The 25669-nt window shown below is 65.0% G+C and carries 23 protein-coding genes; 7 read left to right on the top strand and 16 right to left on the bottom strand.

What is annotated here, in order from left to right; all coding sequences use genetic code 11:
* Positions 1-156: 156 nt before the first annotated feature.
* Positions 157-816 (bottom strand): YqgE/AlgH family protein, encoded by a 660-nt coding sequence (locus ACVW1B_RS39735; protein WP_456781776.1) that lies wholly within the window; start codon positions 814-816, stop codon positions 157-159.
* Positions 817-952: 136 nt separating this feature from the next.
* On the opposite strand from ACVW1B_RS39735, the gene ACVW1B_RS39730 reads away from it, so the two are divergent.
* Positions 953-1792, top strand: coding sequence for a protein-disulfide reductase DsbD domain-containing protein (locus ACVW1B_RS39730; RefSeq protein WP_456777833.1), 840 nt, complete (start codon positions 953-955; stop codon positions 1790-1792).
* 189 nt (positions 1793-1981) lie between these two features.
* Entirely contained in the window at positions 1982-3364 is a 1383-nt protein-coding gene (locus ACVW1B_RS39725) for an oligosaccharide flippase family protein (protein ID WP_456781777.1), read from the top strand.
* An 82-nt stretch (positions 3365-3446) separates the two neighbouring features.
* Here the strand turns inward: ACVW1B_RS39725 and ACVW1B_RS39720 are convergent, their stop codons facing one another.
* The 14 genes from ACVW1B_RS39720 to cysG all read right to left on the bottom strand — a co-directional run bounded on the left by ACVW1B_RS39720 (position 3447) and on the right by cysG (position 17826).
* Positions 3447-4628: an MFS transporter gene (locus ACVW1B_RS39720; RefSeq protein ID WP_456777834.1), complete on the bottom strand. Its 1182-nt coding sequence runs from the start codon at positions 4626-4628 to the stop codon at positions 3447-3449.
* 24 nt (positions 4629-4652) lie between these two features.
* Positions 4653-6044, bottom strand: coding sequence for an FAD-binding oxidoreductase (locus tag ACVW1B_RS39715; protein ID WP_456777835.1), 1392 nt, complete (start codon positions 6042-6044; stop codon positions 4653-4655).
* 202 nt (positions 6045-6246) lie between these two features.
* Positions 6247-7035 carry a 3-hydroxybutyrate dehydrogenase gene (locus ACVW1B_RS39710; protein ID WP_137476689.1) on the bottom strand — a complete coding sequence of 263 codons (789 nt, stop codon included), beginning with the start codon at positions 7033-7035 and terminating at the stop codon, positions 6247-6249.
* Positions 7036-7047: 12 nt separating this feature from the next.
* A complete protein-coding gene (locus ACVW1B_RS39705; RefSeq protein ID WP_438077346.1) occupies positions 7048-8217 on the bottom strand; it encodes a DUF3734 domain-containing protein in 1170 nt (389 codons plus the stop codon).
* 165 nt (positions 8218-8382) lie between these two features.
* Positions 8383-8880: a CAP domain-containing protein gene (locus ACVW1B_RS39700; protein ID WP_456777836.1), complete on the bottom strand. Its 498-nt coding sequence runs from the start codon at positions 8878-8880 to the stop codon at positions 8383-8385.
* A 199-nt stretch (positions 8881-9079) separates the two neighbouring features.
* Entirely contained in the window at positions 9080-10129 is a 1050-nt protein-coding gene (locus ACVW1B_RS39695; RefSeq protein ID WP_456777837.1) for a sulfate/molybdate ABC transporter ATP-binding protein, read from the bottom strand.
* On the bottom strand, positions 10119-11081 hold the full coding sequence (cysW, locus tag ACVW1B_RS39690; RefSeq protein WP_456777838.1) for a sulfate ABC transporter permease subunit CysW: 963 nt from the start codon (positions 11079-11081) through the stop codon (positions 10119-10121). The genes ACVW1B_RS39695 and cysW overlap by 11 nt, the downstream gene beginning before the upstream one ends.
* A gap of 7 nt (positions 11082-11088) precedes the next feature.
* Entirely contained in the window at positions 11089-11895 is an 807-nt protein-coding gene (gene cysT, locus ACVW1B_RS39685; RefSeq protein WP_092086688.1) for a sulfate ABC transporter permease subunit CysT, read from the bottom strand.
* A gap of 50 nt (positions 11896-11945) precedes the next feature.
* Entirely contained in the window at positions 11946-12935 is a 990-nt protein-coding gene (locus tag ACVW1B_RS39680; RefSeq protein WP_050387293.1) for a sulfate ABC transporter substrate-binding protein, read from the bottom strand.
* Positions 12936-13165: 230 nt separating this feature from the next.
* A complete protein-coding gene (locus tag ACVW1B_RS39675; protein ID WP_456777839.1) occupies positions 13166-13894 on the bottom strand; it encodes a phosphoadenylyl-sulfate reductase in 729 nt (242 codons plus the stop codon).
* Positions 13891-14406, bottom strand: coding sequence for a DUF934 domain-containing protein (locus ACVW1B_RS39670; RefSeq protein WP_016845212.1), 516 nt, complete (start codon positions 14404-14406; stop codon positions 13891-13893). The genes ACVW1B_RS39675 and ACVW1B_RS39670 overlap by 4 nt, the downstream gene beginning before the upstream one ends.
* Entirely contained in the window at positions 14393-16048 is a 1656-nt protein-coding gene (locus ACVW1B_RS39665) for a nitrite/sulfite reductase (protein WP_456822892.1), read from the bottom strand. The genes ACVW1B_RS39670 and ACVW1B_RS39665 overlap by 14 nt, the downstream gene beginning before the upstream one ends.
* Before the next feature lie 12 nt (positions 16049-16060).
* Entirely contained in the window at positions 16061-16378 is a 318-nt protein-coding gene (locus tag ACVW1B_RS39660) for a DUF2849 domain-containing protein (protein WP_028334721.1), read from the bottom strand.
* A complete protein-coding gene (gene cysG, locus ACVW1B_RS39655; protein ID WP_316395944.1) occupies positions 16375-17826 on the bottom strand; it encodes a siroheme synthase CysG in 1452 nt (483 codons plus the stop codon). The genes ACVW1B_RS39660 and cysG overlap by 4 nt, the downstream gene beginning before the upstream one ends.
* A 247-nt stretch (positions 17827-18073) precedes the next feature.
* Here cysG and cysD point away from each other — a divergent pair, with 247 nt between their 5' ends.
* Both cysD and cysC read left to right on the top strand, forming a co-directional pair.
* Positions 18074-18868 carry a sulfate adenylyltransferase subunit CysD gene (gene cysD / locus ACVW1B_RS39650; protein ID WP_038386140.1) on the top strand — a complete coding sequence of 265 codons (795 nt, stop codon included), beginning with the start codon at positions 18074-18076 and terminating at the stop codon, positions 18866-18868.
* A 41-nt stretch (positions 18869-18909) separates the two neighbouring features.
* Positions 18910-20829: an adenylyl-sulfate kinase gene (cysC, locus tag ACVW1B_RS39645; RefSeq protein WP_253604665.1), complete on the top strand. Its 1920-nt coding sequence runs from the start codon at positions 18910-18912 to the stop codon at positions 20827-20829.
* Positions 20830-20960: 131 nt separating this feature from the next.
* On the opposite strand, the gene ACVW1B_RS39640 is transcribed toward cysC, so the two are convergent.
* Positions 20961-21959: an AraC family transcriptional regulator gene (locus tag ACVW1B_RS39640; protein ID WP_456822891.1), complete on the bottom strand. Its 999-nt coding sequence runs from the start codon at positions 21957-21959 to the stop codon at positions 20961-20963.
* 76 nt (positions 21960-22035) lie between these two features.
* On the opposite strand from ACVW1B_RS39640, the gene ACVW1B_RS39635 reads away from it, so the two are divergent.
* The 3 genes from ACVW1B_RS39635 to ACVW1B_RS39625 all read left to right on the top strand — a co-directional run bounded on the left by ACVW1B_RS39635 (position 22036) and on the right by ACVW1B_RS39625 (position 25652).
* On the top strand, positions 22036-23079 hold the full coding sequence (locus ACVW1B_RS39635) for an MFS transporter (RefSeq protein WP_456822890.1): 1044 nt from the start codon (positions 22036-22038) through the stop codon (positions 23077-23079).
* A gap of 12 nt (positions 23080-23091) precedes the next feature.
* Positions 23092-23283 carry a hypothetical protein gene (locus ACVW1B_RS39630; protein ID WP_456822889.1) on the top strand — a complete coding sequence of 64 codons (192 nt, stop codon included), beginning with the start codon at positions 23092-23094 and terminating at the stop codon, positions 23281-23283.
* Between the two features lie 206 nt (positions 23284-23489).
* Positions 23490-25652, top strand: coding sequence for a malate synthase G (locus ACVW1B_RS39625; RefSeq protein ID WP_456822888.1), 2163 nt, complete (start codon positions 23490-23492; stop codon positions 25650-25652).
* Positions 25653-25669: the final 17 nt, after the last annotated feature.

The following is a 25669-nucleotide window of genomic DNA, read 5'->3' as shown; positions in this document are numbered from 1 at the left end:
AAGCGCCAGTGAGAGAATCATACAACATGCTGCAGAGACGCCACTTCTTGCTGCACCGAGTCAATCTGTCGCGCCCCAAAACCGTGTAGACACGCTAGTGCGAAAGCAGGGACGACACCGTGAATGTGGACAAATCGTCGACGACGTCAGCGCGGCCTACGCGTGGCCCGCGTCGTTCGACAGCATGCCGGCCTCGATGCCGATCTTGCGCAAGGCGCGCGCGTATTTCTCGTCGACGTCGGTACCGAAGATCAGCTCCGGATCGGCGTCGCAATGCAGCCAGCCATTGTGCTGGATCTCGTTCTCGAGCTGGCCCGGCGCCCAGCCGGCATAGCCGAGCGCGAGGATCGCGTGCTTCGGCCCTGCGCCCTTGGCGATCGCCTTCAGGATATCGACGGTCGCGGTAAGCGAGATGCCGTCGTCGATGTTCAGCGTCGCATCCTGAATGTAGAAGTCGCTGGAATGCAGCACGAAGCCGCGGCCGGTGTCGACCGGCCCGCCCTTCATCACCTTCATCATCTCGGCATTCTCGGGCAGCTGAATCTGGTCCGACTTCTCGATGATGTCGAGCTGCACCAGCAGCCCGGGGAAATCGATGCTGCCGGCGGGACGGTTGACGATGATGCCCATCGCGCCCTCGGAGGAATGCGCGCACATGTAGATCACGGAGCGTTCGAAGCGCGGGTCGTTCATGACAGGCATCGCGATCAGCATCTGGCCGTCGAGGTAGCCGCCTTCGGCGGCATGGGCACCGACGGCCGGGCTTCTGCCGGCGGCGGTCTTGCGAGTCTTGCCTGGTTTGCCTTCAGGGCGCATCCGCAAAGGCCTTTCCTGCTGATTTCGCATCCTGATATCGGGTGGCGGTTCTGTCAATCAACCATCGACCGCCGTGCGGCGATGCATCACAAGCAATTCAATGGTTTGCACCGAAAGTTGCAGGTAAAGACGTCTCATGATCGTCATAGTTCCCTTGCGTGCCGCATTTGGCGTTGCCGCCCTGTTTTCCGTCGCATGTATGGCCACGGAGGTCCGCGCCGACGACGCCTCGCCGTGGCAACAGGACACGCATTCGGCGGTGCGGCTGCTCGCCGGATCGCGCAGCGGCGCGGTGCTGCTTGGCGGCATTGCGTTCCAGTTGCAGGACGGCTGGAAGACCTATTGGCGGACGCCCGGCGATTCCGGCGTGCCGCCGCGGTTCGATTTCTCCAGGTCGGACAACGTCGAGGCGGTCACCGTGATGTGGCCGGCACCGCGGCAATTCGACGACGGCGCCGGCGGCACCTCGCTCGGCTACAAGCACCAGGTGGTGCTGCCGCTGCGCATCGTGGCGAAGAATCCCGATAAGCCGCTGGTGCTGCGCGCCGACATCAACTACGCGGTGTGCGAGAAGCTGTGCGTGCCGGTGGAGGCGAAGGCCGAGCTGGCGTTCGCGAGCGTCGCATCGACCGAGGACGCCGCGCTGTCGGAAGCGCTCAACGCGGTGCCGAAGCCCGCCAATATCGGCGACCCCATCCCGCTTTCGATCCGCGACGTCAAGCGCGACGGCAAGAACAACGTGCTGGTCGATGTCAGCGCGCCCGAGAGCCGCGACCTCAGCCTGTTCGTCGAGGGGCCGACGCCCGACTGGGCGCTGCCGGTGCCCAAGCTCGTTGCGCAGGCGCCGCCGGGCGTGAAGCGTTTTTCTTTCGAGCTCGACGGCCTGCCGCCCGGCGCCAAGGCCGACGGCGCCGCGCTGAAGCTGACGCTGGTCGGCGGCGACAAAAGCTACGAATTCAATATCAATTTGAATTGAGCCGTAGGGTCATTCCGGGGCGATGCAGCGCATCGAACCCGGAATCTCGAGCTCCCGGGTTCAGTGCTTCGCACTGCCCCGGGACGACCCCGAAGGGGTGCGTCGCCGAACCCAATCTTAACGTTTCGTTGATAGATCGGTGGCCATTGCCGCCGTGCGGCGCTTTAGGAATTTTCCGCCTTGGCTGTGATGGAGACACAATCGGCAACCTCTGCGCCATTGGGCCGGGCCGCACGCCTGCGTGGCCTCGCTGCGCGCGCGCTCGGCGGCACCAACGAGGCGTCGGTCACCAAACGCCTCGCCGGCATGATCTTCGCCATCCGCGTCATCAGCGCCGCCATCGCCTATCTCGCGCAGATCCTGCTGGCGCGCTGGATGAGCGGCTCGGATTACGGCATCTATGTCTATGTCTGGACCTGGGTGCTGCTGCTCGGCAGCACCATGGATTTCGGCATCGCGCCCTCCGCGCAGAAGATCATTCCGGAATACCGCGCGCGCGGCGACCTTGCGGCGCTGCGCGGCTTCCTCTCCGGCGGCCGCTGGGTGGTGCTGGCGACGTCCAGCATGGTCGCGCTGCTGCTCGCCGGCGTGATCCACCTCGCCTCGCCCTGGATCGATCCCAACGCCGTGGTGCCGCTCTATATCGGTTGCCTGACCTTGCCGCCCTTCGTCGTCGCCAACACCCAGGACGGCATCTCCCGCGCGCATGACTGGATGCAGCTCGGCCTGATGCCGCAGTTCATCGTTCGGCAGGGGCTGATCATCGCGCTGACCGCCGGCGCACTGGCGCTCGGCCTCAATCTCGGCGCCACCGCGGCGATGATCGCGAGCGCGGCCGCGGTGTACATCGCGGCGATCGGCCAGATGATCGTGCTCAACCGCCGCCTCACCGCCCATCTCGGGGTGGGCGAGAAGACCTACGACGTCAAGGGCTGGTTCGCGATCTCGCTGCCGATCATGCTGGTCGAGAGCTTCTATCTGCTGCTCGGCTACACCGACGTGCTGATGCTGCAGCAATTCCGCTCGTCCGAGGAAGTCGGCATCTATTTCGCCGTGGTGAAGACGCTGGCGCTGGTGTCGTTCGTGCACTACGCGATGGCGGCGACCACGGCGCACCGCTTCGCCGAATACAACGCGCTCGGCGACAAGGACCGGCTGTCGGCCTATGTCGCACACGCCATCAGCTGGACGTTCTGGCCCTCGCTGCTCGCGACCATCGCCCTGCTGGCGTTCGGCAAGCCGCTGCTGTGGCTGTTCGGCCCGAAATTCGTCGACGGCTACAGCATCATGTTCGTTGCCGCGATCGGGCTCGTGGTGCGCTCGGCGATCGGGCCGGTCGAGCGCCTGTTGAACATGCTCGGCCACCAGAGCATCTGCGCGACCGCCTATGCGGTGTCATTCCTGATGAATGTCGGGCTCTGCATCGCCCTCGTCCCGCGTTACGGCGGCATGGGCGCCGCCGCCTCGACCTCGCTGTCGCTGACCTTCGAGACGATCCTCTTGTTCTATGTCGTGCGCTCGCGCCTCGGGCTGCACGTGCTGGCGTTCGGCAAGCGGCTGCCGGCGTCATAGCATTCCGCCGGCGCGGCATTGTGCGATGCATGACCGCCGCCGGACTGAGAAACCTGCCTGACCGCGTTCAGCCTTGCGCCGGTCAGGCGCGCCTGATGTCCGCCCGCTCCCAATGCTGGCCGGCAACCATGCGGCGGAAGAACCACAGAACGGCCGGGCAAGCCAGGAGCATGGCGGCGCCGAAGTCGAGCGCCGCGCTCGCGGAGCCGACCGTGGTGGAGAGCTTTCCTCCGATCGCAGGTCCAGCCAGCATGCCGGCGTAAAAGACGGTGTAGAATATTCCCATTCCGATCGGCCGCGTCTTCTGCTCGAGCACGCGCGCAGGCAGGCTCATGATCGGACCGGCAGGCAGGCCGCAGAGGATTCCAAGAGCAATGACGACGGGAAGCACCGTGCCGCTGCGCGACAGCAGCAGTGTCAGGAGCGCGAAGGCGATGCAGCCCGTGACCAGGATGACCTCGCCGCGCTTGGTCCGATCGGCGAGGAAGCCGCCTAACGGCACCGAAAGGGCGGCGAGCCAGAGCACGATACTGATGGTTGATCCGGCTGCGGCGCCGGACCAGCCTTGCTCGACCAGCATCGATGGACCGAAACTGAAGATCATCGCAAAGCCGATGTTGTAGAGACACCAGATCAGGCCGGCGGCAATCACGGCGCAGATCGTGTCGGCGGTCAGGCTGCTAGGCTCGCCTTCAACCGCGACGGCCGCATCCGGCGCGCGATAAACCAGAGCGATGAGGCCGAGACCGATCAGGATCACCCCGGCGACGGCAAGATTGACGGCATGGAGCCCGAGCGTGGCTCCGATTGCCGGCAACAGCATGAGAGCGACTGCGATGCCGGCCGGCCATGAGTTGATGAAAATGGCCATCGCGGTGGCGATTTCCCGGCCGGCAAACCAGTCCGCGACCATCTTGGTCATCAGAACGTTCAGGAGCACGCCGCCGATGCCGGCAGTCAGCCGGCCCGCGATCTGCACGCTCCACGACGTCGACGTGGTCATCAGCAGTTCGCCTGCCAGCATCATCAGGAGACCGGCAAGGACCACCACCTTGTCGCCATAGCGGCGGCCGATCGCGCCGCCAGGCAAGGCAAGCAAGGCGCCCGGCGCAAAGTAGAGCCCGATCAGAACGCCGATATCGGCCAGGCTCGCGCCCAGACCCTGGCTGAGCTGTGGCGCGATGGCCGCGACGCTCTGAAACTGAAAGGCGATGGTGGCACGAGCGACGAACAGAGCAGCAAGAATGGTCCAGCGGCTTCGCATTTGGATTTTCTCCGATGCCCAGAACTATGTCGTCGGCTTGATGTTCTGGTTCAGGCGGAAGAAATTCGTCGGATCGTATTTGCTCTTGAGCGCGACAAGACGCGCGTAATTTTCACCATAGGCATCGCGCACCCGGTCTTCGCCCTCATCCCCCAGGTTGTTGGCATAGACACCGCCGGTCGAATAGGGCCTGACGGCACTCCACAGCTCGCGCGCCCAACGCATGTTCGCCTCGTCACCGGCCGGATCGTCCCAGATCGCAACCGGAAAGCAGTCGAACGCCGCATCACGGTTGGCGTAAGGCGAGCTCGATACCGGAACCCGTGCAATTGCGCCGCCGACATGCTGGAGAACCAGCAAGGACGCGGTGTTGGGGGCTCTCGCATAGGCGTCGAGCAGCGCGTCGATCGCGCCGGCACCGATCTCGCGCAGGAACTGCGCCTTCCAGTAGTAGCGACGTCCCCGCGGAAACAGGGCATCGCCGCCTGACTGAATCTCGAGATAGGGAACGGTTGCGAGGCGCGTCTCGACGGGCGAGCCGAACTTGACGATCGGCGAAAGGGCACGCTCACCGTCATGATGCGAGCCGACATAGCAACCGGAGATGTTGAAGAACCGGTCGCCCGACGGCAGCGTCACAAGGGCCGCATCGACGTTGACCTCATCGGCAGCGTTGCGGGCGAATTCATCGTAGAACTGCATGGCCTCGCGCGCCTGATCGTAAGGATAAAGCGTTGACGCGACGGGCAACGACGTGCCGATCGCATGCAACTGGTATTCGAACGCAGTCACGATGCCGAAATTGCCGCCGCCTCCTCTCAAGCCCCAGAGCAGGTCGGGGTGTTCGGTCGCGCTGGCCCTTAAAACCCGTCCCTCGGCTGTCACCACTTCGGCGGCAATCAGGTTGTCGCAGGTCAACCCGTATTTTCGCCCGAGCTTGCCGAAGCCGCCGCCAAGCGTGAGCCCGGCGATGCCGGTGTCGCTGTTGATCCCCATGGTGGTCGCCAGGCCGTGCGCCTGCGTGGCACGATCGAATTCGCCGAGATCGAGGCCGGCCTCCGCGCGCGCGGTGCGCCTGACCGGATCGACATCGATGCGTTTCATCCGCGACAGGTCGATGACCATGCCACCGTCACAGACCGAGAGGCCGGCGACATTGTGGCCTCCGCTGCGAACGGCCACCGGGAACGTGCGGGACCTCGCGAACGTCACAGCCTCGACCACGTCCTGGGTATCCGCGCAGTAGGCGATCATGGCCGGCCGCCTGTCGACGGCGCCGTTCCAGACCTTGCGCGCCTCGTCGTAACCGGCGCTCCCGGCGAGGACCACCTTGCCCTTGAGCCGTAGCTGGGAGCTGGGCCGAAGCTCGGAATGCGGTTCGCCCATCACCTCGTTGTATGCCTGCCGCTGCTCCATCCGATTTGCTCCTCGCCAGGAACGCCCATGCCATCATCCCACGGCGTGCCAAATCGTCCTGAATCCGATCGGAAAAAGTTGCAAAATTTCGCCAAAAGCGATGGCTGCAGGCGATGGCGACGCCTGCAGCCTCAAAGCAAAAGCCGGCCCTGATCCAATCAGGGCCGGCTTGTCTCTTAGGCCGCCAAATCCCGCCGGAAAATTACTCCGCGGTCCAGCCGCCGTCGATCGAGTAGTTGGAGCCGGTGATCTGCGCGGCATCGTCGCTGCACAGGAACAGCGCAAGCGCCGCGACCTGATCGGAGGTCACGAACTCCTTGGTCGGCTGCGCGGCGAGCAGCACGTCCTTGATGACCTGCTCCTTGGTCATGTTGCGCGCCTTCATGGTCTCCGGGATCTGGTGCTCGACCAGCGGGGTCCAGACATAGCCCGGGCTGATGCAGTTGCAGGTGATCTTGTGCTGCGCGAGCTCCAGCGCCACCGTCTTGGTGAGACCGGCGATGCCGTGCTTGGCCGAGACATAGGCCGACTTGAACGGCGAAGCGACCAGCGAGTGCGCCGAGGCGGTGTTGATGATGCGGCCCCAGCCGCGCTTCTTCATGCCGGGCACCGCGGCGCGGATGCCGTAGAACGCGGACGACAGATTGATCGCGATGATCGCTTCCCACTTCTCCGGCGGGAATTCCTCGATCGGCGCAACGAACTGGATGCCGGCATTGTTGACCAGGATATCGACCGAACCGAAGGTCTTCTCGCCGAGCGCGATCATGTCGGCGATCTCGGCCGGCTTGGTCATGTCGGCCGGCGAATGCACGGCCTTGACCTTGAAGTCGGTCTCGATGCCGGAACGCTCCTTCTCGATATCGGCCGGAACGCCCATGCCGTTGAGAACGATATTGGCGCCGGCGCCGGCGAAGGCGCGCGCGATCGCCAATCCGATGCCGCTGGTCGAGCCGGTCACAACGGCGGTCTTGCCTGTCAACGTACCCATTATCGGTCGCTCCTATTTGCTTGCGGGGGGTGTGGGTTCATCCCCCGTGAGGTCGTAAGTCACCATGGTCTCCCCGGACTGCGGCCGTTCTAGCCATTCTTTGTGACGCATCGACAAATGCACGTCGCGGACGCCCGCGCCCCAGTGCTCGACCATCGCAACATGGGAGAAGTCGTAGTCCTTCGAGGAGCTCTCGTAGTTCTTGCTCTTGTAGATCAGGTGAACCACCGTGACGGTGTTCTCCTTGGACGCCTTGCGCAGCAGCTCGACCGACGGATCGTTCTTCAGGTAATCGGGCAGCTTGCCGATCAGGTCGCGTACCGCCATGCGGGCGTTGTGGATCTGCCTGTTCTTGTCGGTGTTCATCCGCGTCCGGCTGGAATAGCGGATGTCCTTCTCGCGCTCGGCGGCCTCCAGCAGCGTCTCCGGCAACGGCCCGCGCGCGCTGAACAGATCGACCTGGAAGATCAGGAGATCGCGGCTGGTCTCCTCGTCGAGCACGAAGTCGAGCGGGGTGTTGGAGGCGATGCCGCCGTCCCAATAATGCTCGCCCTCGATCACCACGGACGGAAAGCCCGGCGGCAGCGCGCCCGAGGCCATGATGTGCTCGGGGCCTATCTTCTTGCCGAGCTTCCTGAACTCGTAATTGTCAAAATAGCGGAAATTGCCCGAGGTGACGCTGACCGCGCCGACCGACAGGCGCGTCTTCAGATCGTTGATCCGGTCGAAATCAACGAGGCGCTCCAGCGTCTTCTTCAGCGGCGCGGTGTCGTAATAGCTCAGCGATTGCGAGCTGCCGGGCGGCCACAGCGGCGCCGGCGGAATCCGCGGCGTGAAGAAGCCGGGCACGCCGAAGGTCGCGATGATGGCGGCGCTGGTCTCGTTGAACAGCGAGCGGGCGCGTTCATGCTTCGAGACCGGATTCCACGGCACCGGCGCCGACACCATCTCCCAGAATTCCTTCAGCCGCGGCACGCGCTCGGCCGGCTCGTTGCCGGCGATGATCGCGGCGTTGATGGCGCCGATCGAGATGCCGGCGATCCATTCCGGCTCGAAGCCTGCGTGGCAGAGCGCCTGAAAGGCACCGGCCTGATAGGAGCCGAGCGCGCCGCCGCCCTGAAGAACCAGCACGCGCTGCGCTTGCGCGGGCGTCGAGGCCGGCGCGGAATCAGAAGTATCCATTCGTAACCGTTGGGGCTGCAAACAACGAGAACGGCGCACCGTGGCGGCTGTTCGCCGCCGCGTCAATCAACGAGATGAAGGGCTCTCTGTTTGAGCATGATCTTCTCGGCAAACCGCCTCACACTTTTCCGGATCATGCTCTGGATCACGCGGAATTTATCGAGGTCAGGTTGCCGCCAAAATGAGCGTCCAGAACACCTTGTACTTGGTGTTGGGAGCATAGACGGCCGCGATGCCCATTTTTGTGACACCGTTCTTCAGCATATTGGCCTTGTGCGGCGGTGAATCACGCCAGCCCGAAAAGGCTTCCGCCAGCGTGTGATAGCCGGCCGAGATGTTCTCGACCGCCACCGTCGCAGGATAGCCCCCGGCCTGCAGCCGCTTGCCGAGCGGGGCCTTCACGTCATGGTCCATCTTGTTGCGCGCGGCCATCGCCTGCGACTGCTGCTCGGCGAGCTTGGTCAGGTCCGGATCCACCACGACGGTGCCAAGGCCATTGTTCTGGCGATACTGCGAAAACATGATCGCGGCCGCCTGGCTATCCAGGACAGCGCCGGGTTGGGCCATGTTGAGATACATGGTCGGTTCTTCCGGGATTTTGGTGTCCGTGCCGCAGCCGGCAAGCAGCAGAAGCCCGAACAGGGCGACCGTCGTCCGTTTCACTGTAAGAAAACCCCCAAAGATTAGCCCGCCGTTGTTGCATACCAACCGTGGCTGAATGGTGAACAGGGGCTAACTTTTGGCTGTGAAATGCCGTCATTCCGGGGCGCGAAGCGAGCCCGGAATCTCGAGATTCCGGGCTCGGTCCTACGGACCGCCCCGGAATGACGGTGGATGTGGTCAGGAACCGTCGCCCGGATGCCTACTCCTGGACGGCAAAGATCCGGTAGCGGCGGGGCTGCAGGGAGACGATTTCGCCGGCCTGGAGCTCGCGGTCGCGGGGGGCGTCGATCTCGATCACGGTCTTGCCCTCGCTCCCCGACAGGGCCACCTCGGCGCGCTGGATCGGACCGAACGAACGGACGTGCCGGATGGCGCCTTCCAGGGCGCCGGTTCCAGCCGGGCCGACCGCCATGTCGTGGCGGCGGACGAACAGTTTTGCCGCGCCCGATGCCGCGCCGAGCGCCGGAATGTTCAGGGGACGGCCGTCCAGCCGCACCGCATCGCCGGCGACGTCGACCGGCAGCACGATGGATTCGCCGATGAAGCCGTGCACGAAGGCGGTCGCCGGATTGTCATAGACCTCGCCGGGCGAGCCGATCTGCTCGATCTTGCCCTTGTCCATCACTACGACGCGGTTGGCGACTTCGAGCGCTTCTTCCTGGTCATGGGTGACGAAGATCGAGGTGACGTGGATCTCGTTGTGCAGCGAGCGCAGCCATTGCCTGAGCTCCTTGCGCACCTTGGCATCGAGCGCGCCGAACGGCTCGTCGAGCAGCAGGATCCGCGGCTCGATCGCGAGCGCGCGCGCCAGCGCGATGCGCTGGCGCTGGCCGCCGGACAATTGGCTGGGATAGCGGTTGGCGAGCCAATCGAGCTGCACCAGGTCCAGCAGGTTCTTGACGCGGGCGCGGATCGTCGCTTCGTCCTTGCGGACCGCGCGCGGCTGCACGCGCAGGCCGAAGGCGACGTTCTCGAACACCGTCATGTGGCGGAACAGCGCGTAGTGCTGGAACACGAAGCCGACCTGGCGCTCGCTGGCGCCGCGCGAGAGCGCATTCTCGCCGTCGATCGCGACCTCGCCCGAGTCGGGCCAGTCCAGGCCCGCGATGATGCGCAGCAGCGTCGTCTTGCCGGAGCCGGACGGACCGAGCAGGGCAAGCAACTCGCCGTCGGCGACTTTGAGGTCGACATTGTCGAGCGCGGCAAAGCTGCCGAACGTCTTTACGATATTCTTGACTTCAATCGCCATCGGGCACCTCTGCCTCGTCGAGCCGCCGCTCGAGAACGGTTTTCGCCACCAGGGTGATCAGCGCCAGCATCGCGAGCAGCGACGCGATCGCGAACGAGGCGACGAACTGGTATTCGTTGTAGAGAATTTCGACCAGCAGCGGCATCGTGTTGGTCTCGCCACGGATGTGGCCGGACACGACCGACACCGCGCCGAACTCGCCCATCGCGCGCGCGTTGCAGAGTAGGACGCCGTACAGCAGGCCCCATTTGATGTTGGGCAGCGTGACGCGGAAGAAGGTCTGCAGGCCGGAGGCGCCGAGCGAGATCGCCGCCTCCTCTTCCTGGGTGCCCTGCTCCTGCATCAGCGGGATCAGCGCGCGCGCCACGAAGGGGAAGGTGACGAAGATCGTCGCCAGCGCGATGCCGGGTACCGCGAACAGGATGTGGACGTTATGCGCCTGCAGCCACGGCCCGAAATAGCCCTGCGCGCCGAACAGCAGCACGTAGACCAGGCCCGAAATCACCGGCGAGACCGAGAACGGCAGGTCGATCAGCGTGATCAGGAAGGTCTTGCCGGTGAATTCGAACTTCGAGATCGCCCAGGCCGCGATCACGCCGAACACAAGATTGAGCGTGACCGAGATCGCGGCGATCAAGAGCGTCAGCTTGATGGCGGCGAGCGCCTCAGGCTCCGCCAGCGCCGCGAGATACGCGCCGATCCCTTTCGAGAACGCCGACGCAAACACCACGACCAGCGGCAGCACGACGAAGACGCTGAGGAAGGTAATCGCGAGCGCGATGATGATGAAGCGGATCGGGCCGGGCTCGGTGCGCAAATTGTGCTGCGCCGTCCCCGGCTCCGCGCGCGGGATCTCGAGCCGCGGCGCCGGCGCCGCGACGCTGACATCGGTCGCGGGTGCGTAGGTCCGCAGTTGCGTGGTCGAGGTCACCAATCCCGTCTGCATCGACATCTCGACCTCAATGCACGGGGATGCGGGCTTGCGCCCAGCGCTGCAGCCGGTTGATCAGGAAGATGATCAGGAACGAGGCCACCAGCATCACGACCGCGATCGCGGTGGCATCGGCATAGCGGAATTCGGACAGCCGGATCACGATCAACAGCGGCGCGATCTCGGAGACATTGGGCAGATTGCCCGCGATGAAGATCACCGAGCCGTATTCACCGATGGCGCGGGCAAAGGCCAGCGCGAAGCCGGTGAGCAGCGCCGGGATCAAACTCGGCAGGATGACGCGAAACACGGTGTGCCAGCGATTGGCGCCCAGGCTCGCCGCCGCCTCCTCGATCTCGGGATCGAGATCGATCAGCACCGGCTGCACCGTGCGCACCACGAACGGAATGCCGATGAAGATCATCGCTATGAAGATGCCGATCGGCGTGAACGCGACCTTGATGCCGAGCTCCGCGAGCGGCGCGCCGAGCCAGCCCTTCTGGGCGAACAGCTGCGTCAGCGCGACGCCGGCGACCGCCGTCGGCAAGGCAAACGGAATATCGACGATGGCGTCGAACAGCCGCCGGCCCGGAAAGCGGTAGCGCACCAGCGCCCAGACGATGACGGTGCCCATCACCAGATTGACGCAGGCGGCCGCAAACGAAAGCCCAAACGAAATCTTCAGGGCATTCAGGGTGCGGCGGCTGGTGATGATGGCCCAGAACTGGTCGAGGCTGAGCTCGAACGTCTTGAGGAACAGCGCGGCCAGCGGAATCAGGATGATAACGGAGAGCCATGTCAGGGTCAGTCCCATGGTGAGACCGAACCCCGGCAGGGTACTGCGACGTGCAACCGCTGTGCTCACATATCCCCCTGATAATCCGATCAGTTCTTGTAGATCTGATCGAAGATGCCGCCCTCGGCGAAGTGCTCCTTCTGGGCCTTGGTCCAACCACCAAAAACGTCGTCGATGGTGAAAAGTTCAACCTTGGCGAAGGATTTTTCGTACTCCTTGGCGATCTCGGGATCGCGCGGCCGGTACGAGTTGCGCGCGGCGATCTCCTGGCCTTCCTTGGTGTACCAGTACTTCAGATAGGCCTCGGCGACGGCGCGGGTGCCCTTCTTGTCGGCGACCTTGTCGACCACGGCGACCGGCGGCTCGGCCAGGATCGACTGCGCCGGGGCCACGATCTCGAACTTGTCCGCGCCGAATTCGCGAAGCGCCAGAAAGGCTTCGTTCTCCCACGCCAGCAGCACGTCGCCGACGCCGCGCTCGACGAAAGTCACGGTCGAGCCGCGCGCGCCGGTGTCGAGCACCGGCACGTTCTGATAGAGATCGGCGACGAACTTCTTCGCCTTGTCCGCGGAGCCGAACTTCTTCTGCGCATAGCCCCAGGCGGCGAGATAGTTCCAGCGCGCGCCGCCCGAGGTCTTCGGGTTCGGCGTGATGACGCTGACGCCGGGTTTAATCAAATCGTCCCAATCCTTGATGCCTTTGGGATTGCCCTTGCGCACCAGGAACACGATGGTCGAGGTGTAGGGCGAGGCGTTGAGCGGCAGCCGCTTCTGCCAGTCGGCCGCGATCAGGCCCTTGCCCGCGATCGCATCGATGTCATAGGCGAGCGCCAGCGTGACGACATCGGCCTGCAATCCGTCGATTACCGAGCGCGCCTGCGAGCCGGAGCCGCCATGCGACTGCTTGATCTCGACGCTCTTGCCGGTTTCCTTCTGATAGGCCGCGGCGAACGCCTTGTTGAAATCGACATAGAGCTCGCGGGTCGGATCATACGACACGTTCAGCAGCGAATAGTCGGCCGCAAAGGCCGAGCTCGCCCACAACAGTCCCGCGACCAGCGGCAGGATACGACGGATCATTTCGCTCTCCATTCAACCTGAGAAATGTCAGGGAACACGCAAGACATAACTCACGGCGAAGTGGTCTTAAGTCAACGAAACCGGTTTTCTTTGTTTTCGGCGGCGCAGCGCGCTTGTGCTACGAAGTCGCGGCACTGCGAAGGCTTTGTCGCGTCGCCAAATCGCGATGAAGGTTCATCGCGATTGAGCGCCCCCGCGCAAACGCTTCGCGTTTGTCGCAGGGATCATGCTTACGACATCTTCATCGTATGGATGCCGCATTCCGTCTTGGCCCGACCGCGCCAGCGGCCGTCGCGTGCATCCTCGCCGGCAGCGGACCGGCTGCTGCAAGGCATACACCCGACCGACTGATATCCCGATGCGACAAGTGGATGCGGCGGCAGCTTGCCGAGCGTGTAGATCGCCTCGATCTCCTCGCGCGAGACGTTGGCGAACGGATTGAATTTCAGCCTGACGCCGTCATCCTCGACAACCGGGATGTCGGCGCGGGCACCGCCCTGGAAACGCTTGCGGCCGTTGATCCAGCCGGCGAACGGTTTCAGCGCGCGCGCCAAGGGCTCGACCTTGCGGATGCGACAGCAGGCGTCGGGATCGGTGAACCACAGCTCGCGGTCCGGATCCTGGCGCGACAGCGCTTCCTCATCGGGCTTGATCGAGCGCACGTCAGTGAGGCCGAGCGTCTTGATCAGCGTGTCACGATAAGCCAGCGTCTCCTCGAACAGCCAGCCGGTATCGAGAAACACCACCGGGATCGCCGGATCGACATCCGCCATCACCTTGAGCAGCGCGGCGGACTCGGTGCCGAACGACGACACCAGCGCCACTTTCTCGCGGCCGAGCGTCTTGACCGCGGCTGCGATCACCTCGGCGGGCGAGGCCGTGCGCAGCGCGCGATCGAGCGCATCGGCCGCGGGCAATGCGGCCGGCGCCACCACGAGCCCTGGTGCAAGCGTGCTCACTGGCCGGCGCTCTCCGAGTGACGCAGCTGCATGCGGCGGTTGAGTGCGGTGACGCGGCCGTCGCCGGTCGGCTGGTAGAACACCGAATAGCGCTTCATGGTCGCGGCAAACGCGTCGGCGTCGGCATCCTTCTTCACCTCGAAGGCGTCGAAGCCGGCGCGCGTCATGAACACGAACTGGTCGCGCAGGATCTGCCCGGTGGCGCGCAGCTCGCCGTCATAGCCGTAACGCTCGCGCAGCAGGCGCGCCTGGCTGTAGGCGCGGCCGTCGCGGAAGGTCGGAAACACCAGCGCGACCGAGGCCAGCCGATCGAGATGCGGCACGAGATCGTCGAGGTTGCGGTTGTTCGGCCAGATCACCCCTAGCTTGCCGGGACGGCGCAGCAGCGCCTCCGGATCGGCGAGAAAGCGCTCGGCGCTCACCAGCACCGCGCCGTCGCCCGGCAGCTCGGCGCCGTCGGCGACATGCACGAACAGATCGGTGGTGATTCTTCCCTGCTTAACGAGTGGCATAGACCCGCTCCCTGATAGGCTCGACGCCCAGACGCTTCACCGTATCGACGAACAATTCCTCGGGACGGTCGCGCAGCGCGAGATAGGCTTCGACAATGTCTTCGATCACGTCGGCGACTTCCGCATAGGGAACGGCCGGGCCGATCAGCGTGCCCAACTGCGCGTTCTCGTCGGCGCGGCCGCCGATCGTGATCTGGTAGAATTCCTCGCCGTTCTTCTCGACGCCGAGAATGCCGATGTGGCCGACATGGTGATGGCCGCAGGCATTGATACAGCCGGAGATGTTGATGTGCAGCCGCCCGATCAGGTCGGCGGTGTCGTGGTTGGCGAAGCGCCGCGTCAGCTCCTGCGCGATCGGGATCGAGCGCGCATTGGCCAGCGAGCAGTAGTCCAGCCCCGGGCACGCGATGATGTCGGTGACGAGGTTGACGTTCGGCGTCGCGAGGCCGAGGCGATCGAGCGCCTTGAACAGCTGCGGCAGGTCGCGCTTGGCGACGTGCGGCAGCGCGAGGTTCTGCTCGTGGCCGACGCGGATCTCGCCGAACGAATATTTGTCCGCGAGGTCGGCGACCGCGTCCATCTGCTCGGCAGTGGCATCGCCCGGAGGGCCACCGACCGGCTTCAGCGACAGCGTCACGATCGAATAGCCCTGCACCTTGTGCGGCGCGACCGAGTTCTTGCGCCAGCGCTCGAACAGCGGATCATGCGCGGCCTGCTTCAGCTCGTCCGGCATGTGCGGCAGCTTCTCGTAAGGCGGATAGGAGAAGCGCGAGCGGACCTCCTCAATGGCGGCGCGATCGAGCGTCAGCCCGACATCGCCCATCGCCTTCCACTCCTCCTCGACTTCCTTGGCGAACTTCTCGATGCCGAGCTCGTGCACCAGGATCTTGATGCGCGCCTTGTAGATGTTGTCGCGGCGGCCGTACTGGTTGTAGACGCGCAGGATCGCCTCGACATAGCTCAGGATGTCGCGGCCGTGGACGAACGGCTTGATGGTCTTGGCGATGAACGGCGTTCGGCCGAGGCCGCCGCCGACCAGCACCTCGAAACCGGTCTCGCCGTCGGCGTTCTTGTGCAGCCGCAGCCCGATGTCGTGGATCTTGATCGCGGCGCGATCGTGCTCGGAAGCGGTGATCGCGATCTTGAACTTACGCGGCAGGAACGAGAATTCCGGATGCAGCGTGGTGTGCTGGCGCAGGATCTCCGACCAGATCCGCGGATCCTCGATATCGCCGGGCGCTACCCCTGCCCACTGGTCCGAGGTGACGTTGCGCATGTTGTTGCCGGAGGTCTGCATCGCATGGATGCCGACTTCGGCGAGATCGGACAGCGCGTCGGGCAGCTCGGCGAGCTTGATCCAGTTGAACTGGATGTTCTGCCGCGTGGTGAAGTGGCCGTAGCCGCGATCGTAGCGGCGCGCGACATGGGCGAGCCGGCGCAACTGCTTCGACGACAGCGTGCCGTAGGGGATCGCGACGCGGAACATGTAGGCGTGCAGCTGCAGGTACACGCCGTTCTGCAAGCGCAGGATCTTGAATTCGTCCTCGGTGAGTTCGCCGGAAAGGCGGCGCTTCACCTGGTCGCGGAATTCCGAAACACGCTCGTTGATCAGCGTGCGGTCGAGTTCGTCATATGCATACATGATGGATGAGCCTTACGCCGGCACCTGAAGATCGATCGTGACGCCCTTGGCGCGGATGTGTTCGCGAAGATTGCCCGGCTTGAGCTTGCCGCCGTCCTTGAGCTCGACCGGCGCGATGTAGGGGCCGACCGCGCCGACATCGTCGGCGGTGGCTTCGGCCAAAAGCGCTCGCGCGTCGTCGGAGGTGCTGACGACGGCGGAATCGGACAATTCGGTGGACCAGCCTTGCTTGGCGGTTCGGTACACCACGGCACCATCCCAGGTACGGTTGGCGGTCACCACCGAGGGGCCCGTGATCCTGATTTTCTTCTGTTCAAGCGGAGAGGTCATTCGGCAGCTTTCAGCAGTTCGGAGAACATCTGGTTGGAGAAGAGTTGGGTGACGTTGGACCGGCTCCACGGCGCGGAATGCGCGACCACGTCGCCGATGATGAGAATGGCCGGACCGCCGTCGACCTGTTTGACCAGTTCGGGCAGCCGCGCCAGCGTGCCGACCGCGGCCTTGGCATCCGGCCGCGTCACGCGCGCGAACACGCCGACCGGCGTCTCCGGCGAGCGGCCCGCGGCAAGCATGCCTTCGCGGATCGAAGGCGCCGCGGTCATGCCCATATAGACGACGACGGTCATCTTCTTGTCTGTCAGCACCGACCAGTCGACAACCTCGGCATCGCGCGCCTTGTGCGCGGTGAGGAAGGTGATGCGCAGCGCCTCGTGCCTGAAGGTCAACGGCACTTCGAATTGCGCGGCCGCGCCCAGACCGGCGGAGACGCCCGGAATGATGGAGTAGGCGACGCCGGCGTCGCGCAGCGCCTCGATCTCCTCGCCGCCGCGGCCAAAGATAAAGGGATCGCCGCCCTTCAGCCGCACCGCGCGCTGGCCCGACTGCGCGGCCTCGATCATCAGTGCATTGATGGCATCCTGGCCGATGCCGGGCTTGCCGACACGGCGGCCGACCGGGATCCGCGTCGCATCGCGCCGGATGCGGTCGAGAATTTCGGACGACACCAATTCGTCATAGAACACGACGTCGGCATCCTGCAGCGCGCGCAACGCTTTCACCGTGAGCAGATCCGGATCGCCGGGACCGGCGCCGACCAGCGTCACGTGACCGATGGCTTTGCCTTCCGCGCTCGCGCCGGCGAATGCGGCGGGATCGGTGATCGCGTTCAGCGCTTGCTCGGCCTCGTCCTTGCGGCCGGCCAGCACCAGCGCGCCGATCGGGCCGTCGACAATGCGCTCCCAGAAGCGGCGACGCAGCGGAAACTCCTCGATGCGGGCGTGGATCGATTTGCGGACGCCGCCGATGAAGCCGGCGAGATCGCCGATCCGCGCCGGCAGCACCGCCTCGATCTTCTCGCGGATGCGGCGCGCCACCACCGGCGACGTGCCGCCGGTGCCGACCGCGACCACGACATCGCCGCGATCCACGATCGCCGGCATGATGAAGGTGGAATGTACGAGGTCGTCCATCACGTTGACCGGCAGGCCGATCGCTTTGGCGCGCACCGACATCGCAACACCGATCTCGCCTGCGCCGGCACAGAGGACGGCGATGACATCGGAAAGATCGGCGGCGAGCGGATCGCCTTCGGCGCGCTCGATCCGCGCGGCGTCCTCCGCCGCAAGACCGGCAATGTCATGATCACCGTCGGTCGCGTACCAGCGCACCGCGGCGCCGGCGGCTGCGAGCAGCCGCAACTTGGCGCGCGCGAGGTCGCCCGCTCCAACGAGCAGCACCTTGCCGCTTTGCAGATCCAGAAACACCGGCAGATATCGCATCAGACACTCGCTTCCCCAACTTGGGGGTTGACTGAAATTATTTTCTATTTATCTCTCGATCAAGGCCAGCAAAGAGAAAATTATTTCTTCTCTATTGCAGCGCAACTTTAGAATTTTCAACTCCACAGGCCAAGGCCAAGAGATGCATCTTCTCGACAACGAATCCGTCGCCGCCAGGACGCGGTCCGCAGCGCTTAGCAATGCATCTTCCGTGCCGGGGATTCCCGCCAATCAGGCGCCTCCGTCGATGGATCATCTCGACGAGCTGGAGGCGCAGAGCATCTACATTCTGCGCGAAGCGTTCGCCCGGCTGAAAAAGCTCGCGTTGCTGTGGTCGCTCGGCAAGGATTCCAACGTGATGATCTGGCTGGCGCGCAAGGCGTTCTTCGGCCGCGTCCCGTTCCCGGCATTGCACGTCGACACTGGCAAGAAATTTCCGGAGATGTACGCGTTCCGCGACCGCTTCGGAAAGGAGTGGGATCTCGACCTGCGCGTCGAGCCCTGCCCGCCGATCGACAGCGTCGACCCGACCCTGCCGCCGGCCGCACGTTCCGCCGCGCGCAAGACCGAGGGCCTGAAGCTCGCGCTCAACAAGTTCGGCTTTGACGGATTGATTGCCGGCATCCGCCGCGACGAAGAGGCCACCCGCGCCAAGGAGCGCGTGTTCTCGCCGCGCGGCCTCGAAGGCGAATGGGACGTCCGCGACCAGCCGCCGGAGTTCTGGGACCAGTTCAACGCCTCGCCGCCGCAAGGCGCGCATTTGCGCATCCATCCGATCCTGCATTGGACCGAGGCCGACATCTGGGCCTACACCAAGCGCGAAGGCATTCCGATCATCCCGCTCTATCTCGCCAAGGACGGCAAGCGCTACCGCTCGCTGGGTGATGCCGACATCACCTTCCCGGTCGCCTCCACCGCCTCCAACATAGACGAGATCCTCACCGAGCTCGACGGCACCAAGGTCCCGGAGCGCGCCGGCCGCGCGCTCGACCACGAGACCGAGGATGCGTTCGAGCGGCTGCGCGTCGCCGGCTATCTCTGATCAACACTTCAAGCAACACCAAGCTTCGTGCGAGCGTTCCGATGAACATGATCCTTCCCACTGCCTCGATCTCGGCAACGCCCAACGGCACGACGCGGCCGCAGGTGCGCATCGTCATCGTCGGCCACGTCGATCACGGCAAGTCGACGCTGGTCGGGCGCCTGCTGCATGAGACCGGCAGCCTGCCGGACGGCAAGCTGGAAATGCTGAAGGCGGTGAGCGCGCGGCGCGGCATGCCGTTCGAGTGGTCGTTCCTGCTCGATGCGCTGCAGACCGAGCGCGACCAGGGCATCACCATCGACACCACCCAGATCCGCTTCCGCACCCGCTCGCGCGACGTCGTGCTGATCGACGCGCCCGGCCACGCAGAGTTCTTGCGCAACATGATCACCGGCGCCTCGCAGGCCGACGGCGCGGTGCTGATCATCGATGCGCTGGAAGGCGTGCGCGACCAGACCAGGCGGCACGGCTATCTCCTGCATCTGCTCGGCGTGAAGCAGGTCGCGGTCGTGGTCAACAAGATGGACCGCGTCGAGTTCAGCGCCGACCGCTTCAAGGAGATCAGCGACGAGATTTCCGCGCATCTGATCGGCCTCGGCGTCACGCCCACGGCGGTGATCCCGATCTCGGCGCGCGACGGCGATGGCGTTGCCGAGCGCACGGCGCGGATCGACTGGTACAAGGGACCGACCGTGGTCGAGGCGCTCGATGCGCTCGAGCCGGCACGCCCGCTGGCCGAGCTGCCGCTGCGGCTGCCGGTGCAGGCGATCTACAAGTTCGACGACCGCCGCATCGTGGCGGGCCGCATCGAGTCCGGCAGCCTGAAGGCCGGCGACGAGATCGTGATCATGCCGACCGGCAAGATCGCGCAGATCAAGACCGTCGAGAGCTGGCCGGTGACGCCGGTGGGCGCCCCGCAGGGCGCCGGCCGCTCGGTCGGCATCACGCTCGACCGCGAGCTGTTCCTCGAGCGCGGCGACATCATCGGACATTCCGGGCAAAGCCCGCGCGACACCCGCCGCATCCGCGCCCGGATCTTCTGGCTGCACGACAAGCCGCTGACCAAGGGCGAGCAGATCCTGATCCGGCTCGGCACCAAGGAAAGCCGCGCCACCGTGGTCGCGATCGAGAAGGCGGTCGATCCCGGCGCGCTGTCCAACGAAGAGAACACCGCGATCGCGCGCAACCATGTCGGCGAGATCGACATCTCGCTGGCGCAGCCGGTTGCAACCGATCCCTACACCGACAATCCGCGCACCGGCCGCCTCGTGATCGAGGTCAACGGCCGTATCGCCGGCGGCGGTCTCGTGCTGTCGGTCGACGCCGGCCGGCCGGCGGTGCCGGTCGATATCGTGCCGGTGGAGTCCGCGCTGCGGCCGGACGAGCGCTCGGCACGCTACCACCACAACGGCGCAGTGATCTGGCTGACCGGCCTGCCCGGCTCGGGCAAGTCGACCCTGGCGCGGGCGCTGGAACGGCGCCTGTTCGGCAATGGCGGCTCGCCGATTCTGCTCGATGGCGACACGCTGCGTGCCGGGCTGAACGGCGATCTCGGCTTCTCGCCGCAGGACCGCGCCGAAAACATCCGCCGCCTCGCCGAAGTCGCGACCCACCTGGCGCGCAACGGCCATATCGCCATCGTCGCCGCGGTGTCGCCATCGACCTCCGACCGTGCGGCAGCTCGCCGCATCGCCGACAGCGCGTTCCGCGAAATCTATGTCGCGACGCCGGCCGAAGTCTGCGAGACCCGCGACCCCAAGGGCCATTACGCCAAGGCCCGCTCCGGCGGATTGCCGTCTTTCACCGGCATCACCAATGACTACCAGCCGCCGACCGGCAACGAACTGACCATCGACACCTCGAACCGCTCGGTCAGCGATGCCACCGACGAGATCGAGCGGATGCTGGCCACGACTGGCATCCTGTTCGACGAACTGACCGACCTCGCGGCGAATATTTAGCTTCTCTTGCTGTCATCGCGCGGCTCATTGTCCAGGCGATCCAGTATTCCAGAGACAGCAATTATTGAGCCGATAGGCCGCGGCGTACTGGATGCCCCGCTTGAAGCGGGGCATGACGGCGGTATTGAGGCCTATTCCGCCGCGCGGCTTTCGGTCCCGTGCCGTACCATCCCCGGCGATTGCCCGGTGACACGCTTGAACGCGCGGCTGAACGCCGCCTGTGACGCATAGCCAAGCCGCTGCGCGATCACATCGATCGGCTGGCGTTCATGCTTGATCCACTGTGTCGCGAGACGCATGCGCAGCTCGGCAAGATAGCGCAGCGGCGATTGCCCGGTCATGGCCTGGAAGCGCTCGGCGAACAGCGAACGCGAGCAACCCGCCTCCGCCGCCAATTCAGCAACAGTCCAGTTGCGGCCGGGCTCGCGATGCAGCGCGCCGATCGCGCGGCCGAGACGCGGATCACGCAAGGCCTCGAACCAGCCCATGGCGTTATCGCCGCCGCATTCGACCCAGCCACGCACGATCGACGCGGCGAGCACATCGGCGAGCCGCGCCATCACGCCGACGGAGCCGGCCCGCGGCGTGCAGGTCTCCCGCTCCATGGCCTTCAGCATCGGTTCGATTTCCGGCTGGCGCGCAAGCAAGGTGTCGGCCCGCATCACTTCCGGCATCAGCGCGATCAGCGGGCGCATGCCGCCAAGATCGAAATTCATGCAGGCGCTGAAGACCAGGACCGACTCGTCCTGCGGGCATCCTTCAGGGCAGGCCGATGTCACATCGACATTGCCGCATAGCGTCTCGGTCTTGAAACGCTCGACGTCGCAACTCGGCTCATCCGGGGCCGAGACAAGATCATGCGCGCCGCCGCGCGGCAGGAAAATCGCGTCACCGCATCCAAGGGGAAGCAGCGTCGCATCGGCGTAGCGCAGAAGTGCCGTGCCATGTGCAACGAAGTGGAATTGCGCGCGCCCGTACGGCGTTTCGAACCGAAACCCGAAGGGCGCCCGCGTCTCGACCCGACGGTAGTGAACGCCCTCAAGCCGCATGCCGAGCAGCAACTCGCTCACCAGATCGACGGCGGCGTCGGTCGTATCGGCGGTGGACGATCTGGACGAATGATCAAACATTGGAGCGTTTATGGCATAGATCGTCCAAAACCTCCAGCCTATGTCTGCGGTGCAACATAGATGGAAGGTTCGGCCAATGGATCAAGAAGTGGACCCCGCTCTGGCGCACGCCGATGCCGTTGCGCTGATGCCGGGCGACGCCGCGCTCAAGGTTGGTGACAAGCCGGCCTCACCGGAAAGGCCCGCCTGGGGCGCCGTCGCGGCCATGATGCTGGGCGTCACCGCACTTCTGACGGCCGAGTTCCTGCCGTCCGGTCTGTTGACGCCGATGGCGCGCGATCTCGGTGTGAGTCCGGGCCTCGCCGGTCAGGCCGTGACCGCGACCTCGCTGGCCGGGCTGGTCGGAGCATTGTTCACGCCGACACTGACGCGCAGGTTCAATCGAAAGCCGGTGCTGCTCAGCTTTTCGATTCTCCTGGTGATCTCCAATCTGCTGGTGGCGCTGGCGCCGAGCATCACGTTCCTGCTGGCGGCGCGGATCGTGCTCGGCCTTGCCATCGGCGGGTTTTGGGCGATGGCGGCAGCGACGACGATCAGGCTGGTACCGCCGTCGCTGGTTGCCCGGGCCTTGTCGATCGTGATGAGCGGCATTCCCGCCGCGATGATCATTGCCGTTCCGCTCGGCAGCTATCTCGGCGAGGTGGCGAGCTGGCGCTCCGTGTTCCTGCTCGCGACGGCATTGGGCGCAGCGGTATTCGTCATCCAGGCACTTGCTCTGCCGCGTTTGGCTCCAAGGGGAGAAGCCGGGCTCGACACCCTGATCGACATCCTGACACGGCCGGGGATCGGCGCCGGCATCTTGGCGGCAACGTTGGTCTTCACCGGACACTTCGGCTATTTCGGCTATATCCGTCCATTCCTCGAGAGCGTGACCGGGCTGGGCGCCGCCGGAGTTGCGGCGACCTTGCTTGCCTTCGGCGTCGCGAACTACCTCGGCTCGTTCGCGAGCGGGCTGATGGCCGAGCGCAAACTCAAGCTCACGCTGATCGCGATGCCGCTGGCGATCAGCGTGATCGGTCTGTTGCTCTCGGTCTTTGGCAAGGACGTCATTCCGGCTCTGGTGCTGGTCGCACTCTGGGGCTTCGCCTTCAGCGGCGTACCGGTCGCGACCACGACATAGATCACCCGCATGGTGCCCGACGAGACCGAGAGCGGGACCGGACTGACCGTGGCGTCGATCTTCCTCGGCATCACCATGGGCGCGGCCGGCGGCGGGCTGGTGCTTGATCTGATGGGCGCAGCCGCTGTGTTCGTAGCGGGCGCAATTCCCCTGGTGCTCGCTGCATTGCTCATCGCCAGCAAGGTACGCACCAGGGCGCCCTGACGGGCCTTTCCGGGCGCGGACCCTGGCGTTTGGAAAATTCGGGGTCGCCGCCCGGGTGACGGTGTAGCGTGGGGCCGGAAAGGGGGCCTTCTCAGAACCGGGACTTTAGGGCTAAAAGGGCCGTGAACGCGGCCCTTTGGCGCGTTTTTTGCTGATTTCTCTCGAAAACAGCTCCTAAACGCCCCATTTCTTTGAGAAAGCCCATCATGACTCGTGTCGATGCCCATGGATTGAAGATCGCCTCTGTCCTGTTCGATTTCATCGCCAAGGAGGCGACGCCGAAAACCGGGATCGCCCCGGATGCGTTCTGGGCCGGACTTGCCGCCATCATCCAGAAGCTCGGACCGAAGAACCGCGAGTTGCTCGCGGTCCGCGACACGCTGCAGGCCAAGATCGACGACTGGCATCGCGCCAAGAGGGGCAAGGCGTTCGACATCAACGCCTACACCGCGTTCCTCAAGGACATCGGCTACCTGCTGCCCGAGCCCGCGACCCACAAGGTCGAGACATCAAATGTCGATGAGGAAATCGGCAAGATCTGCGGCCCGCAGCTGGTGGTGCCGCTCACCAACGCCCGCTACGCGCTGAACGCCGCCAACGCGCGCTGGGGTTCGCTGTACGACGCGTTCTACGGCACCGACGCGATCCCGCACGATCCGAGCGAGGCTGGCCGTGGCTACAACAAGGCCCGCGGCGACAAGGTGATCGCGAAGGCGAAGGCGTTCCTCGATGCCGCCGTGCCGCTCGCGACCGGAAGCCACACCGACGTTACCTCCTACGCCGTGATCGCGGGCCAGCTCTCGGTCAAGCTGAAGAGCGGCAACTCGACCGCGCTGAAGAATGCCGCCCAGTTCGCCGGCTATCAGGGCGACGCCGCCCAGCCTTCCGCGATCCTGCTCGTCAACAACGGCATGCATGTCGAGGTCAAGATCGACCGCAACAACGTGATCGGCAAGGATGACCCGGCCGGCGTCGCCGACATGATCCTGGAATCGGCGGTCTCCACCATTCTCGACATGGAGGACTCGGTCGCCGCCGTTGACGCCGAGGACAAGGTGCTGGTCTATCGCAACACGCTCGGCCTGATGAACGGCACGCTGTCGGCCGATTTCGAGAAGGGCGGCAAGACGCTGACCCGCTCGCTCAATGCCGACCGCGTCTACAAGAAGCCCGACGGCAGCGAGCTGAAGCTGCACGGCCGCAGCCTGCTGTTGATGCGCAATGTCGGCCACCACATGTTCACCGACGCCGTGCTCGACGCCAAGGGCGAAGAGATTCCGGAAGGCATCCTGGATGCCGCGGTCGCCGGCCTGCTCGCGATCCACGACCTCAAGGGCAATTCCAAGGTCAAGAACAGCCGCACCGGCTCGGCCTATATCGTCAAGCCGAAGATGCACGGCCCCGACGAGGTGACGCTGACCTGCGACCTGTTCGCCGAGGTCGAGAAGATGCTGGGCCTGCCGGAGAACACGCTGAAGGTCGGCATCATGGACGAGGAGCGCCGCACCACGGTCAACCTCAAGGCCTGCATCCAGCGCGCCTCCAAGCGCATCATGTTCATCAACACCGGCTTCCTCGACCGTACCGGCGACGAGATCCACACCTCGATGGAAGCGGGTCCGATGATCCGCAAGAACGACATGAAGGCGCAGCCGTGGATCAAGGCCTATGAGGACTGGAACGTCGACAACGGCCTGATCGACGGCCTGCCCGGCCATGCCCAGATCGGCAAGGGCATGTGGGCCGCGCCCGACAAGATGGCCGACATGCTGACGCAGAAGATCGGCCATCCGCAGGCCGGCGCCACCACCGCGTGGGTGCCGTCGCCGACCGCGGCGACGCTGCACGCGCTGCACTATCACCAGGTCAACGTGATCGCCCGGCAGCAGGAGCTCGCCAAGGGTGGGCCGCGTGCCAAGCTCTCCGACATCCTCACCATTCCGGTGTCGCAGTCGAACTGGGCGCCCGACGATGTGAAGCAGGAGATCGACAACAACTGCCAGGGCATCCTGGGCTACGTCGTGCGCTGGATCGACCAGGGCGTCGGCTGCTCCAAGGTGCCCGACATCCACGATGTCGGCCTGATGGAAGACCGCGCCACGCTGCGCATCTCGAGCCAGCACCTCGCGAACTGGCTGCATCAGGGCGTCATCACCAGGGACCAGGTGATGGAGTCGCTGAAGCGCATGGCTGTCGTCGTCGACAAGCAGAACGCCGGCGATTCGCTCTACAAGCCGATGGCGCCCGCGTTCGATGGCACCGCCTTCAAGGCCGCCTGCGACCTGATCTTTGAGGGCCGCACGCAGCCGAACGGCTATACCGAATACATCCTCACCGCGCGCCGCCGCGAGGCCAAGGCCGCGGGCTGATCTGCAAGCGATCGCAA

Source organism: Bradyrhizobium sp. USDA 4502 (assembly GCF_054063355.1).
Note: the sequence above shows the minus strand (reverse complement) of the source record. Positions and strands in the feature narration are given on the sequence as shown.

What these genes read in the sequence shown, in the direction of transcription:
- ACVW1B_RS39735 (WP_456781776.1), bottom strand. Translation starts at nt 816, where the DNA reads ATGCGCCCTGAAGGCAAACCAGGCAAGACTCGCAAGACCGCCGCCGGC.
- ACVW1B_RS39730 (WP_456777833.1), top strand. Translation starts at nt 953, where the DNA reads ATGATCGTCATAGTTCCCTTGCGTGCCGCATTTGGCGTTGCCGCCCTG.
- ACVW1B_RS39725 (WP_456781777.1), top strand. Translation starts at nt 1,982, where the DNA reads ATGGAGACACAATCGGCAACCTCTGCGCCATTGGGCCGGGCCGCACGC.
- ACVW1B_RS39720 (WP_456777834.1), bottom strand. Translation starts at nt 4,628, where the DNA reads ATGCGAAGCCGCTGGACCATTCTTGCTGCTCTGTTCGTCGCTCGTGCC.
- ACVW1B_RS39715 (WP_456777835.1), bottom strand. Translation starts at nt 6,044, where the DNA reads ATGGAGCAGCGGCAGGCATACAACGAGGTGATGGGCGAACCGCATTCC.
- ACVW1B_RS39710 (WP_137476689.1), bottom strand. Translation starts at nt 7,035, where the DNA reads ATGGGTACGTTGACAGGCAAGACCGCCGTTGTGACCGGCTCGACCAGC.
- ACVW1B_RS39705 (WP_438077346.1), bottom strand. Translation starts at nt 8,217, where the DNA reads ATGGATACTTCTGATTCCGCGCCGGCCTCGACGCCCGCGCAAGCGCAG.
- ACVW1B_RS39695 (WP_456777837.1), bottom strand. Translation starts at nt 10,129, where the DNA reads ATGGCGATTGAAGTCAAGAATATCGTAAAGACGTTCGGCAGCTTTGCC.
- cysW (WP_456777838.1), bottom strand. Translation starts at nt 11,081, where the DNA reads ATGTCGATGCAGACGGGATTGGTGACCTCGACCACGCAACTGCGGACC.
- ACVW1B_RS39680 (WP_050387293.1), bottom strand. Translation starts at nt 12,935, where the DNA reads ATGATCCGTCGTATCCTGCCGCTGGTCGCGGGACTGTTGTGGGCGAGC.
- ACVW1B_RS39670 (WP_016845212.1), bottom strand. Translation starts at nt 14,406, where the DNA reads ATGCCACTCGTTAAGCAGGGAAGAATCACCACCGATCTGTTCGTGCAT.
- ACVW1B_RS39665 (WP_456822892.1), bottom strand. Translation starts at nt 16,048, where the DNA reads ATGTATGCATATGACGAACTCGACCGCACGCTGATCAACGAGCGTGTT.
- ACVW1B_RS39660 (WP_028334721.1), bottom strand. Translation starts at nt 16,378, where the DNA reads ATGACCTCTCCGCTTGAACAGAAGAAAATCAGGATCACGGGCCCCTCG.
- cysG (WP_316395944.1), bottom strand. Translation starts at nt 17,826, where the DNA reads ATGCGATATCTGCCGGTGTTTCTGGATCTGCAAAGCGGCAAGGTGCTG.
- cysD (WP_038386140.1), top strand. Translation starts at nt 18,074, where the DNA reads ATGGATCATCTCGACGAGCTGGAGGCGCAGAGCATCTACATTCTGCGC.
- cysC (WP_253604665.1), top strand. Translation starts at nt 18,910, where the DNA reads ATGAACATGATCCTTCCCACTGCCTCGATCTCGGCAACGCCCAACGGC.
- ACVW1B_RS39640 (WP_456822891.1), bottom strand. Translation starts at nt 21,959, where the DNA reads ATGTTTGATCATTCGTCCAGATCGTCCACCGCCGATACGACCGACGCC.
- ACVW1B_RS39635 (WP_456822890.1), top strand. Translation starts at nt 22,036, where the DNA reads ATGGATCAAGAAGTGGACCCCGCTCTGGCGCACGCCGATGCCGTTGCG.
- ACVW1B_RS39625 (WP_456822888.1), top strand. Translation starts at nt 23,490, where the DNA reads ATGACTCGTGTCGATGCCCATGGATTGAAGATCGCCTCTGTCCTGTTC.